Consider the following 12,954-nt stretch of genomic DNA (forward strand, 5'->3'; position numbering starts at 1 on the left):
TGGTCAGAACCATTTCCCATCATTATGCCTGTGTTACTGAATGGATTTCAAATACTCATCGACCGAGTTTTGAAGTGTCTTAGCTGCTTCTTCCGGTGTAGTAACCTGATTAAGCAGATCACTGATAACGACACCCATCGTCGAGGTTACCGGCCCAAAGCTCACATTATTAAAGAAATCATTAGTGGAATTGTTAAAGCCATCCGGTATCTCTTCCATGGCTCTGTTAATAGCCTGAACCTTATCACCCATTTCCGTCTTTACGAATTCCATGCCAGATGGATTATTGGGTATTCTTCCACAATCGGAAACCCATTTTGATACGGTTTCATCCGTAGATATGAATTTAAGGAATTCCCATGCCCATTCTTTATTCTCACTGGTCTTGCAGATCGCCACATTGTTGCTTCCCATAAAAGCGGATGGTTTTCCTTTATACTCTCCGGCTTCTATGGCCGGCATGTTCCAGAAAACAAACTTATCTTCGACTCCGGCTGCCTTCGCTTCTTTATAATGCTTATATGCGCTCTGATCCCAGCGAATTGCCGTATCATTTTCAGCCGTCAGGGTTTTATCGACGTTGACACCTTCTCTTACATTGGAACTGCAGTATTGCCCAAGATCCTGCAGCATCTTTAATGCTTTAACCGTTCCATCGCCTGTAAAATCAACCTTACTGTCCAATGGGGTCTTTCCGTATGTAATTACTTTGGCATCAAACCCTGAGGCCATCATCTGGTAATTAAAAAAGCTGTTGGCGGTACTATTCGTATCTACCAGCTGAACCCCATACGTCTGTTTTCCGGTAACCGGATCGGTTCCCGTCATCTTTTCCGCCATGGCAAGCATATCTTCCCATGTCCAGTCCTCCCCCGGGAGTTCCACGCCGTAATGTTCGAAAATATCCTTGTCCAGATATACGATCATAGGATCAACCACATACTGAATCCCGGTTGTCGTGGATACGGAGAGATCGTTTACCGCATCCGTGCGTCTCTGTTCCACTGCATAAATCTGCTTCCGAAACTCCGGATCTGCTTCTAAATAGCTGTCCAAAGGCTCTACAAGATCACATATACTGGCCCCGTGCAGTATCAGGTCGATTCCCCCGCCCAACACCGCCGTCTGGATGGAAGACTGCCAGTTTTCCCACGGCACGGCCTCAATTTCCACATGAACGTTGGGATACAGCTCGTTCCATTTATTTACAACAACATCGTATCCCGGTGTCTCTTCCCCTGTAATCATGTCGAGACTTCCCTTTTCTCCCTGCTCTGCAAACAGTCCAGGCCCATACACATGCAGTGTAATCTCTTCCTCACTGGTTCCCGCCTCCCTGCTGCTTTCCGCCTGGGTGGTCTGTGACGCCTGCGCTGACTGTTCCGCAGCCGCCACCGTACTTTCTACTGCTTTTGTCTCATCCCCCGATGAACCACAGCCAGATAAAAGTCCTGCAGCCATTACTGTTCCCATTAATAACGTCAGATGCTTTTTCATAGTAGATCCTCCTCCGATATAGTTTTATAAATGGATTCGTTGACTCTGTATCTTCATAAGATATGTGTATATTTTAGCAAATGAGAGTTAGTTTACAACAAATATATTATACTGTTTGACAAATATATTTGTTTCTGCATTTTGCCGGAAAGGATAAGCCAATCAAGCGAAATGCAAAACAACGCCGGGTCCTGATAAAACCAGGTTCCCGGCGCTGCTGTTACCATTATTTATGTACTTTTTCCTATTTTCTCATGAGCTCACGAATTCTGCATTTCACCTCTTCCCCCACAAACGCCCCATCAACCGCATACTCATTCATCTTCTTAAGTTCCTCTTCCCGGAATCCCAATTCACTTATAAGCAATTCCGCCTCCCGCTCCAGGGAAGTGTCGGATACCGTCATATTATCGGTATTATACGTGACTCTTATGCCCCTGTCGAAAAACTTCTTCAGAGGATGCTCCTTGATTCCGGCCACAGCCTTTGTCTGCAGATTGCTCACCACGCACATCTCCAGGGTGATCTTCTCCTGTTCCAACAGCCTCATGCAATCTTCCGACTGAATGGCCGCGCAGCCGTGCCCGATTCTCTTCGCGCCAAACGCCACAGCTCTCGCCACATTCTCATAATCTCCGCATTCACCGGCATGAATCGTAAACGGTACCCCGGCCTGATACACCCGTTTAAACATTCCTTCAAAATGCTCCATCGCAACGAAGCCCTCCGGTCCGGCGATATCCGCGCCAACGACGCCTCTTCCCAGATACGCCTTCGCCAGCTCCATCGTCTCCTCATTCTCCGCGTCGCTGCCGTTTACCATGGCGCACAGCAATACTCCCGCGTAAATTCCGGTCTCCAGACAGCCTTTCTTCACGCCTTTCACGACGGCTTCCACCGCCTGTTCCTGCGTAAGCCCCTTCTGCTTATGAAGCTGCGGTGCAAATCGAAGCTCCGCGTAGACCAGCCCCTGTCCTGCCAGCCGTTTCACCAGATCGCAGGAGGCCAATTCCAGAGCGTCTTCCGTCTGAAGCAGCATTCCCGGCAGATCAAAACATTTTAAATAATCCGGCAGACTTTCACAGTTCTCGCCTACCGACAGCAGTCCCTTTACATCCTTCCCGCCAAAATCGTATCCAATTCTATCCGCCAGTGTCTTTACCACTTCTATAGACAGTGAACCATCGAGATGCAGGTGTAAATCCGTTTCCGGTCGTCTCATAATCAATCCCTCGTTTCTGTAAAATGATAGTCTCAGTATACCATAACCATTAAATTCGCGAAAGAGCGTTTCCGGTTGTATTTTTCTCCAAAAAGCATTATGATTAATATCAGGATACGGACCTCCGCGGCAGATCAATCATACATAAAAAAGGAGCTTCATGAAAAACAAAGCAGAAAACAGCAGAACTGGAAATTCCCGATCCTTAGATCAGTCTTACATCTGGAAAGATGCGGCCGGGCTCATCACAAAAGAACTGGGAAAATCCGTTGGAAGTGAACGTCTTTACGTCAATCTGGATATCATTCCTCCAGGCGCTTTCAGCGCAACGTACCACAGTCATTCCTGTCAGGAAGAATTCTTCTATATCCTGTCCGGCACTGGGACTCTTCGCCTCAACGATGAGATGTATCCGGTCGGACCAGAAGACTTTTTCGCAAAACCTGCAGGCAAAAACATCGCCCACACCTTCTACAATTCCGGCAGAGAGAATTTATGTATACTTGACCTCGGAACCGTAGATCCGGAAGATACCTGTTACTATCCGGACGAGCAGATGTATCTGCATAAATCGAATGGAGAAAGAAGAACCTACCGCGCGGACGCCTTAGGAAACGACTGGTGTTCCAACCCGGATCAAACACGCACCACCAAGAAAGGAGATTAACAACCATGGATACTATGAACGCAATCCGCAATCGAAAAAGCTTTCGCGGCCCCTTTACAGACACCCCCGTTTCACGGGAAGATTTAACCGAACTTCTGGAGGCAGGTTACTTAGCCCCCTCCGGCTGCAACCTGCAGACCACCAGGCTGATAGGCGTGGATGATCCGGAGCTTCTGGCCGGACTTGCCGATATCTACAGCCACGAATGGGCAAAGGGAGCCACCGCCGCCATCCTTCTGATTGGCAGCTACACCATGTCACCCAGCGGAGTTTCCTACCACGTCCACGATTACTGTGCAGCCGCTGAAAACATCTATCTGGCTGCCGCCGACAAGGGCCTTGGAACGGTGTGGATCGAAGGACAGATCCGCGGAGAAAGGGCAGAAAAGATGGGCAGATTACTGGGCGTGCCGGAGGATCAGACCGTCTACATCTACATGCCGGTAGGCTATCCCGCAAAGCCCGGCCTGGACGCCAAAAAGAAACCGTTTGAGGATCGGGTATGGTTCAATGGATACGGAGGCGCCAAATCATGCACTTCAACAGAATAATAAAAAAGACAGGCGTTCTCACCTTCCTTGCCCTGACTCTGGCCCTGGGCCTGACCGCCTGCTCAAGAAGTCAGGCAGGGGCGGCGGATTCCTCCTCCCAGACATCCACGCAGCAGTCCCCGGCCTCCGATACAGCCGGACAGCAGACCGCCGCTTCCGATACAACGGAACCGCAAACTGAAGCATTATCGGCCGAGAACTCCTCTTCCGGGTCCGCTGTCGATTCCACAGCTCCGTCTGCCGGCCAGATCTACCTGTTCGGTGAGGAACATGGCGTGGAAAAAATCCTGAATAAAGAGGTTGAAATATGGAACGATTATTACCACAACCAAAATATGAGACATTTATTTGTGGAGCTTCCATACTATACCGCAGAATATTTAAACCTGTGGATGAAGTCGGACAGCAACGAGATCCTCGATGCCATCTACGATGACTGGGACGGCTCCGCTGCCCACAATCCCTACATCAGGCCATTTTATAAGGCAATTAAGGAAAAGTGCCCCGAGACCATTTTCCACGGAACCGACGTGGGTCACCAGTACTTCTCGACTGGAGAGCGATATCTGGCGTATTTGAAAGAAAACGGGCAGGAAAACTCCGAGCAGTACCAGTTTACACAGAAGGTTATCGAACAGGGAAAATACTATTACGACCATTCTGACGATGTCTACCGTGAAAACATGATGGTAGAAAACTTTATCCAGGAATACGATAAGTTAAATAACATAGATATTATGGGCATCTACGGAGGCGCCCACACGAATCCCGAGTCCCTGGACAACACCGGCACCATTCCATGCATGGCAAACCAGCTGAAGGAGCATTACGGTGATGTCATTCATTCGGAGAACCTGGTTCTTGCTGTGAAAGACGACATTCCCGTCCGAACCGACAAACTCACCGTCAACGGAAAAGAGTACGAGGCTTCCTACTTCGGGAAACAGGATTTAACAGGCTTTAAGGATTATTTATCCCGTGAATTCTGGCGCCTGGACAATGCATACGATGATTTTAAGGGCTGTGCTTTAACCGGAGAGCAGCTCCCCTATGGCAATTACCCCATGCGGATCGAAACCGGACAGGTCTTTGTCATAGACTACACAAAAACCGACGGTTCTGTTACGAGGCAGTATTACCGGTCTGACGGAAACCAGTGGAACGGATCGCCGTCAACGCAGGGCATTACCGTGGAGTAATCCCACGCGGGGGAGAGACGGAGCGATATGTGAGTATATTTATCCCTCTCACTGCTCGTGGATATAAAAATGGCTGCGCCGGAAAGTACGATGAGATATTCTGTGCTTTCTGACGCAGCCATTTTCACTTGTTTTTTTATGACGCCTGACGGTTCGATTTCATATGTGCATTTCTATATCCATTTCACATATACATTTCATGTATTCATCTCACGCATTCATCTTACATATTCATCTCTTATATCCATTTCATATATTCATCTCATATATTCATCCATGGCTTCCGCCACCACTTTGGAATAGGCTGCCGCTTCCACCACAGTTCTCGCGCCCAGCACCACGTCGCCGGAGGCGAAGATCCCCGGGATCGTTGTCTGGCCGTTCTCATCGGTCATCAACAGGCCGTTGGGTGAAGCCTTCAGCCCTTCCGTCGTATTGACGAGCTTGCTTTTCGGACCCTGGCTGATGGAAATGATCGTGGAATCGGCGTATATCTGTTCCATCTTCTCATCGACACCGGTCTGATTGCCTTCCTCGTCGTAAAGTATATTTTCAAACACCGGTCCGTCGTCTGTGATCTCTGCAATCTGTTTCCCAAACTCGAAGGCCGCGCCATCCAGTCTGGCGTAGGCAGTCTCATGTTCACTGGCATTGCTGGCAAGGCCTCTCGCATATAAGGTCACCTCGCGGGCGCCGTGGCGGATCACGGTACGGGCCACATCCATGGCCGAATTCCCCATGCCGATAATCGCCACCCGTTCTCCCAGATCGTAGGCGTCCGGATTCGCCAGATAGTCGATGGCATAGTGTACATTTCCAAGGGATTCCCCCTTGACGCCCAGGGTCTTCGGCCTCCAGACTCCGGTTCCGATAAAGATGCTCTCGTATCCGTCCCGGAACAGATCTTTAATCTCCAGCGCCGTGCCGATGGCCGTGTTGGGCCTGATCTTCACGCCAATCTCCAACAGCTTCTTCTTATAGCGGTCCAGGATCGTCTTCGGCAGACGGAACGCGGGGATTCCATACTGAAGGACGCCTCCGATCTTATCCTTCGAATCGAAGATGGTGACACTGTAGCCCTTCTTTGTCAGCAGGATAGCGATGGTAATTCCGGCCGGGCCTGCGCCGATAACCGCAACCTTCTTTCCATTTTTCGGCTGACACTCAATCTTCATCTTATCAAAAATAGTATCGGAAATGTAATTTTCAATGCTGCTGATATGGACCGGCTGTCCTTTTCTGCCGAGTATGCAGTGGCCCTCACACTGATTTTCATGATTACATACCAGAGAACAGACTAAGGACATGGGATTATTGGCGAATATCATATCTCCCGCCCGATTTAAATCGCCTTCCTTAAACGCCTCGATCATCTTTGGAATCGGTGTGTGTATCGGGCACCCCTGCTGACACATCGGCTTCTTGCAGTTTAAACATCTGTTTGCTTCATCAATCACATGAACAGCCATGACAATCCCTTCCTTTCGCTGTTTGGAACACTGTTGTATTTTGTATACAATTATTTTTGTTCACATCATAGCACAAAGGAAACCAGTAATCAATATCCGGACTTCATGTATTGAAAAAAATAAATTTTGATATTTTATTATCTTTTTCGTTTATTTTTAAACGATTAAAACAGGGTTTGGGGCTGTTTAATCCCCTCACTTCTTATCCCCCCAGATCACCGCTACAACGGCACAGAGAATTCCGCTGATGGGGTAAACGATCCAGGCAATCCGAAACATATCCCATGCCAGCCCCAGATAGAGGAAGAGAGCCGTAGCCAGAAGCATGATGACGCCGCACGCCTTTCCCACGATCGCCTCCCCTTTCTCTCTGCTCCCATCGTGGCGCTTATTGTATTCCTCGACCTCGTACTTTTCCTTCTGAATTCCAAAGTACACAAACATACCAACTGCAATGGTGACACAGAGCAGGAAAAAGCCGCCGGAAAACTGTTCTTTTAAAGGGATGTTTATGGAATCCAGCGCGATATTCACACAGATTCCAAACAGGATCAAACATACTGCAAAAGCGATGGCGATGCCGAATCTTCTGGTAAAAACGGAACGTTCTTCTTCCGAATAAAAATCCTGGATATGAGGATATTTCTTTTCAAATGCTTCCATGTTGATGCCGGTCACAATCATAACGGCCACCGACACACCCACGACCGCAATCAAAAAGATCGCCAGAATATCCTCATGAACGATTCCATCCAGGAAAGCCATCAGCGTGACCGCGGCCAGAATTAATGTAACGCAGCCTGTTATGCGATGGGAGAAGCTGTTCATGAAACGGTCGTATCCCGCAGCATCCGCCTGGTCCTCCAGTGTCATATCTCCCTTGACCAGGGAATCCATGTCACAGTGAAACATATCACAGATGATTAACAGTTTCTCCATCTCCGGATAAGACTGACCTGATTCCCATTTGGAAACCGCCTGCCGCGATACCTCCAGCTGCTCCGCCAGCTGTTCCTGGGTCAGATTGTTCCTTTTTCTCAACACTTGTAAATTATCAGAAAAACTCATATATTTTCCCTCCTGTAGGATATATTTTATAGTTTTATTCTACAGTTGCATGGCCGCCACTTCCACCAACCTGACGTAGCATTCCATTTTTTTCATGCTACTTGCGGTTGCATCCCTTATTTTACGTAGTTTTTGATGAGTTCTGTCATCATAATATAATAATTTTATTTATCGCTATGTAATCAAAAAGACCGGCCGCGCGTTCTGCCTTTTGGCAGTCTGATACTGCAGCCGGCCTCCATAAGGATTGCCGTCACCTTATAGTCGGAAAATTGTATCTCCGGATTTTATCGTTTCAAGTACTCTTATTTCTCTAAGTTCATCTTTAGGAACTGTAAGGGGATTTTTTTCCAGTATAACCAGGTCCGCAGCCTTCCCCGCCGCTATGCTTCCCTTCCTGTCCTCTTCAAAAATCTGGTACGCTCCGTTCACCGTCACGGCCTTAAGCGCTTCCATTACGGTGATCGTCTGCTCTGCTCCCAGCACACGGCCCTTTGCCGTCTTCCGGTTCACGGCGTTGTGTACTGCCCCCATCACGTCGGGCGGAGCCACCGGGCTGTCCTGATGAAGCGTAAAGGAGACTCCGCGCTCCAGGGCCGAACGGGCCGGACTGATGCGGGCCGCCCTCTTCGGGCCCAGCACGGACTCATAGTGGTAGTCGCCCCAGTAATACACATGGTCGAGGAAAAAGCTGGCGATCATGCCGATCTCCTTCATCCGATCCAGCTGATCTTCCCGCACGGTCTGGCAGTGAATGATCACTGGGCGCAGATTCTTCTCACTCCCCGTCTCCTCAAGTACCGACTGATAGCAGCGGATCATCTGCTCGATTGCTTCATCCCCGTTGGCGTGTACATTGATCTGCCAGCGGTTTTTCACGCAGGTGCGCATGATATCCATCACATAGGCTTCCGTCTGCACCGGAAATCCCCGGTAATCCGGCTTCTCGCCGTCCGGAACCACGTAGTACGGCTCTGACAGCCAGGCCGTCTTCCCCTGAGGCGAGCCATCCAGAAACAGCTTCACTCCCGCGGGGCGCAGATGGTTTTCATAGCCTTTCGCCGCAAGCGCTTCCGGTCCCTGCTCCGTCAGAAACTGACCGGCCAGCTCCGGTATCAGATACATGACCACATCGTTCTTTAAAAGTCCCATGGACGCGGCTCCTTTTAAGAGCTGATACTGCCCTTCCGTAACCTTGCCGTCGTGAACTGTAGTCAGGCCATAGGATGCGTACAGCTCTGAGGCATCTCCCACCGCCTTCACCACATCTTCGGGAGTCGGCCCCTGCATCACTCCGTTTTTCCCGAGAAATGCCTGTTCCTTCAAAAGCCCTGTGGGTTCCACGACTCCGCCCTCGGGAACTGTGAAATGATCTCCCGTGTACCCCAAAAGCTCCAGCCCTTTCGTGTTCACCACACACAGATGGCCGGAGACGTGAGTCGCCGCGACGGGAATCTCCGTACTCACGCGGTCTAAGTCTTCCTTCGTGGGATGAACTCCCTCCGGGAAGACGCTGTTGTCGTATCCCATGCCCAGCAGCCACTGGCCCGGTTTTAGTGAATGCGTCTCCAAAAAGGTCTTCAGCACCTGCACTACGTCCTCCACGCTGTCGCAGGTTCCCAGCGGCGACGGTTTTAGGTTGGCGATTAACAGCTGGTACGCCACCGCGCTTAAGTGGGAGTGGCCGTCGATAAAGCCGGGAAGCACCGTATGGCCTTCCATGTCCCAAAGCGCGCCGTCCGGAGCCAGCGCCTTCATCTCCTCCAGCGTGCCGGTTCCGCCGATCATTCCGTCCCGGATCAGAACCGCCTCCGGTTCAGTCCGGGACTCATCCATTGTCAAAAAGGTTCCATGGTACAAGATTTTATCCATTCTCTACACCTCTGTGATTCATGTTCTCCGATTAGAGCGTGTCTGAAAATTGCTTTTCGTCAGCTGTGCGTCACACTTTGTGGGAGATTGGGCCCCGATGAAGGAGGCGTAGTGGGCTACGCTGACTGAATTGGGGCTCAATATGCCGCGAAGTGGGGCGTGCATCTGGCGGAAATGAATTTTCAGACACGCTCTAGTTCCCCTCGTAGGCAATCAGGGATTCCACGTCATATCCCTTTAATTTTTCTCTTCCATTTAAGCCCTTTAACTCCATGATAAAGCAGATCTTTACCACCTCTCCGCCCATCTCCTTTATCAGTCCGATAATGGCCTCGATCGTGCCGCCCGTGGCGATTAAATCATCGATGATCACGACCTTCTGGCCTGGCTTTATGGAATCTCTGTGCATCTCGATGGTAGCTTTGCCGTATTCCAGCTCGTAATCGGCGGAGATAACCTCTCTCGGAAGCTTTCCCTGCTTTCTCACCGGAACGAAGCCTTTGTGCTCCGCGTAGGCAACCGGAACGCCAAAGATAAACCCTCTCGATTCCGGGCCGACTACGACATCGTAATCCACATCCTTTAACATCCCGCGCACGCCGTCAACCGCCAGTGCCAGCCCGTCCGCGTCCTGCAGAATGGTGGTGACATCACGGAAAATAATGCCCGGCTCCGGGAAATCCGGGATACTTGTTACGTAATCTTCTAATTTTTTCATGCTTTTTACCTCTTCTTTATATTTTGTAGTTTTACTTTTTTCATGCATCATTTCATAGGACAAGCGTTCCTATGAAATAAAAATAACCGAAATAAAAAATAACCGGAATAAAAAATAACCGGAATAAAAAATAACCGGAAACCATGAGCGGTTTCCGGCAGCGTTCCGAATCTTCCTTGCTCTTCGCGGCTCTTTCATTATAGCACAGGCCCACAAAGAAATCAGTCTATTTTTTTGCTTTTCTTTTTACATTTCTTATCACTATACGGCCGAAAAAATGTACCAAAGCTTCCAGCCAGCCGGGACGCAGAAGCCGCAGCGCCATTACAGAAACAGCCTGCCCTGCTCGTCAGCCTGCCTGGGCAGTGCAATCATCAAATCAATCAATGTCATTGCAAACGGAATTCCTGTCCAGCAAAACAGCAGATAAATAAAGCCCAGGGCATACTGCTTCGTATAAAATCGATGGCCGCCGACCCAGCCCAGGCACAGGGCCAACAGGATATATTTTTTCGGAATACCGGCACCGGCTGTCTGGTTCCGGCATGGTTTGCGATGAAATCGCCAAGACGCATCCACCACTTCGGTTTATCCACGATTCCGTACTCTTTTTTCAGCGCAGCCATCTCCTCTTCCAGAGCGATCATCTGGTTGGGATCAATGTAATCCGGATGGTCCTGCATCCTTCTTTTCCCCATCGTTTTGCCTCCTGCTGCCGGGAGCCGCACTCCCGGCAGGTATCCATCACCCTAATCCATGCAAAACCAGTCCGCATATCCCATCTTCTCAAGGTTCTCTTTGCTGATCCTCAGGCTTTCAAACGGGTCTCTCCCGTACGTGGTATCCTGTTCAATGAGAAAATATTCGCTGCCTTCAGCAAAACCGGCTTCTATGCATTCCTTAACCGGAAGATTCCCCTCTCCTATCTCCGCAAATTCCACGATGTCAGAAAATGCAGCCATAAAGGCCTTCGGATCAAACGGTCCCTCCGGCATCTGAATCTGTCCGATGCGGTAATCCTTTAAATGGAGCAGCCGGATTCTTCCATCATACTTCTTTATGAATTCCACCGGATTCTCTCCACCGCGGTGGATCCAGTGGATATCCAGCTCAAATCCCATATATCTTGTATGGTTCCTGATAATGTCCAGCAGATATTCACCGTCATACTTTACGAACTCTACATGGTGGTTGTGATAATACAAATCAATTCCCTGCTCTTTTAATCTGCCGGCGATCTCATCTGCACGTTTCACAAAATCCAGAGCCTTCTCACGGCTCCCCATGCAGGTCATTGGAAGCATGCCGATACGCAGCATATCACAGTTTAACGTCCTGCAGTCAGCAACAATCTTATCGAAATCCGTAGTCAGGTATTCCCCTGGCATCCCCGGCATCATCGGCTCCATAGCTGCGCTTAAAGCTGCGATTTTAATTCCGAATTCCTCACAGGCCTTCTTCATGCCTGCAACATTCTCCTCTGTCATAGGGATCTGAGACACCTCCACGCAGTGATATCCCAGCTCTGCGCAGGCCTTTAATGTCCTATAGGCCCCAAGCTCTGCAATTTTATCTTTGATGGTACTCATCTGAATTCCGATCAGTCCCTTATTCATACGATATCTCCTCTCTGAAATCACGATATGGTTACGTAAGCGCCGCTCCTGCCAGACTCTAAAATGGCGTCTATCAGGCGAATGCTCATTTCTGCGTCCTTTACTCGGATATAGTCCCCTTTTTCCTCTTCCAGTACCTGATAAAACCTGCGAATCAGTTTTTCATGACTGGCGCCGTAATAGAAACGGGTCCCTGGAAATTTCCTGTCCTCAGTCAAATACTTTTTTTCTCCACCCGGCAGGATTTGATACAGGATATTTTCCTCTATACGGAACTCAGCGCGTTCCAGCTGGACCGCAATCTGCACCGCCTCGTTCTTATAGTTGGCATTCGTGGCAAAGAACAGACCTTTCGCACCATTTGCATAGTCCAGCCTTGCGGTCACCGTATCCTCTACCTCGATGCCGTAATCCAGGATCTGGCTTACAGAGGCTTTCAGCCCTTTCATGTTTCCGCCTAAATAGTACAGAAGGTCCAGAGTATGCACCGACTGATTAATCATACAACCGCCCCCTGCCGTAATCCAGCTTCCTCTCCAGGGCTTTACGCGGTAATACTCGGCCGGACGGTACCAGGGGACGATGCCTCTCGTCCCCACCACCTGCCCATATTCACCACCTTCTATGAGCTTCTTTAACAGCTCCACGCTCTCGTTGAGACGGTTCTGCAGGCAGATGGTGATACGGACCTCCGGATGCGCTTCTTCCAGCCGGACAAACCGTTCGGCTTCCTCCGTATTTAGGGCCACCGGCTTTTCACAGAAGACGTTGCAGCCCATCTCCACCAGTTCTTTCGTCACCGGATAATGCAGGTAATGGGGCAGACACACATGAACACAGTCCGGTCTTTCTTTCTCCACCATCTCATGGTAATCCGTATAAAAGACTGTGCCGGACGGCGCTGCTTCCTTCGTCTCCGGATTGCTGTCGCAAACCGCGCACAGAACCATATCCGGACTTGACTCTATGATCGGTATATGTATTTTGGATATATCTCCCAATCCAATAACTGCGGCCTTCTTCATCTTTCATCCTCCAGGTTCTGCGGATATGCGCCGGTTCTGCACCGGTGCAT

At 49.6% G+C, this 12,954-nt stretch carries 13 protein-coding genes; 3 read left to right on the forward strand and 10 right to left on the reverse strand.

Annotated features, from left to right (window positions below):
• Positions 1 to 33: 33 nt before the first annotated feature.
• Both ACLTD4_RS03810 and add read right to left on the reverse strand, forming a co-directional pair.
• A complete protein-coding gene (locus ACLTD4_RS03810; protein ID WP_117623147.1) occupies positions 34 to 1,497 on the reverse strand; it encodes an ABC transporter substrate-binding protein in 1,464 nt (487 codons plus the stop codon).
• Between the two features lie 244 nt (positions 1,498 to 1,741).
• Positions 1,742 to 2,719, reverse strand: coding sequence for an adenosine deaminase (gene add / locus ACLTD4_RS03815; protein ID WP_117623146.1), 978 nt, complete (start codon positions 2,717 to 2,719; stop codon positions 1,742 to 1,744).
• A 160-nt stretch (positions 2,720 to 2,879) separates the two neighbouring features.
• On the opposite strand from add, the gene ACLTD4_RS03820 reads away from it, so the two are divergent.
• The 3 genes from ACLTD4_RS03820 to ACLTD4_RS03830 are packed head-to-tail and all read left to right on the forward strand — an operon-like array spanning position 2,880 to position 5,136.
• The gene (locus ACLTD4_RS03820; protein WP_055656811.1) at positions 2,880 to 3,386 is read left to right on the forward strand and encodes a cupin domain-containing protein; all 507 of its coding nucleotides are present in this window, start codon (positions 2,880 to 2,882) and stop codon (positions 3,384 to 3,386) included.
• A 5-nt stretch (positions 3,387 to 3,391) separates the two neighbouring features.
• Entirely contained in the window at positions 3,392 to 3,937 is a 546-nt protein-coding gene (locus ACLTD4_RS03825; RefSeq protein ID WP_055656809.1) for a nitroreductase family protein, read from the forward strand.
• Positions 3,919 to 5,136: a hypothetical protein gene (locus ACLTD4_RS03830; RefSeq protein WP_055656808.1), complete on the forward strand. Its 1,218-nt coding sequence runs from the start codon at positions 3,919 to 3,921 to the stop codon at positions 5,134 to 5,136. The genes ACLTD4_RS03825 and ACLTD4_RS03830 overlap by 19 nt, the downstream gene beginning before the upstream one ends.
• Before the next feature lie 257 nt (positions 5,137 to 5,393).
• Here ACLTD4_RS03830 and ACLTD4_RS03835 read toward each other — a convergent pair whose 3' ends face one another.
• The 8 genes from ACLTD4_RS03835 to ACLTD4_RS03870 form a co-directional block, all read right to left on the reverse strand.
• Positions 5,394 to 6,605 carry an NAD(P)-dependent oxidoreductase gene (locus ACLTD4_RS03835; RefSeq protein WP_002602154.1) on the reverse strand — a complete coding sequence of 404 codons (1,212 nt, stop codon included), beginning with the start codon at positions 6,603 to 6,605 and terminating at the stop codon, positions 5,394 to 5,396.
• Positions 6,606 to 6,800: 195 nt separating this feature from the next.
• The gene (locus ACLTD4_RS03840) at positions 6,801 to 7,673 is read right to left on the reverse strand and encodes a helix-turn-helix transcriptional regulator (protein WP_002602153.1); all 873 of its coding nucleotides are present in this window, start codon (positions 7,671 to 7,673) and stop codon (positions 6,801 to 6,803) included.
• 258 nt (positions 7,674 to 7,931) lie between these two features.
• Positions 7,932 to 9,545, reverse strand: a complete 1,614-nt coding sequence (locus ACLTD4_RS03845; RefSeq protein WP_117623145.1) for an amidohydrolase — start codon at positions 9,543 to 9,545, stop codon at positions 7,932 to 7,934.
• A gap of 18 nt (positions 9,546 to 9,563) precedes the next feature.
• A complete protein-coding gene (locus tag ACLTD4_RS03850) occupies positions 9,564 to 9,758 on the reverse strand; it encodes a DUF6783 domain-containing protein (RefSeq protein ID WP_147335892.1) in 195 nt (64 codons plus the stop codon).
• Positions 9,739 to 10,263: an adenine phosphoribosyltransferase gene (locus ACLTD4_RS03855; RefSeq protein WP_055656806.1), complete on the reverse strand. Its 525-nt coding sequence runs from the start codon at positions 10,261 to 10,263 to the stop codon at positions 9,739 to 9,741. The genes ACLTD4_RS03850 and ACLTD4_RS03855 overlap by 20 nt, the downstream gene beginning before the upstream one ends.
• A 324-nt stretch (positions 10,264 to 10,587) precedes the next feature.
• Positions 10,588 to 10,845: a TM2 domain-containing protein gene (locus tag ACLTD4_RS03860; RefSeq protein WP_412331138.1), complete on the reverse strand. Its 258-nt coding sequence runs from the start codon at positions 10,843 to 10,845 to the stop codon at positions 10,588 to 10,590.
• Between the two features lie 167 nt (positions 10,846 to 11,012).
• Complete coding sequence (locus ACLTD4_RS03865; RefSeq protein ID WP_117623143.1) at positions 11,013 to 11,879, reverse strand: sugar phosphate isomerase/epimerase family protein; 867 nt, start codon at positions 11,877 to 11,879, stop codon at positions 11,013 to 11,015.
• A gap of 20 nt (positions 11,880 to 11,899) precedes the next feature.
• Entirely contained in the window at positions 11,900 to 12,904 is a 1,005-nt protein-coding gene (locus ACLTD4_RS03870; protein ID WP_117623142.1) for a Gfo/Idh/MocA family protein, read from the reverse strand.
• Positions 12,905 to 12,954 lie beyond the last annotated feature (50 nt).

The organism is Hungatella sp., from assembly GCF_046966825.1.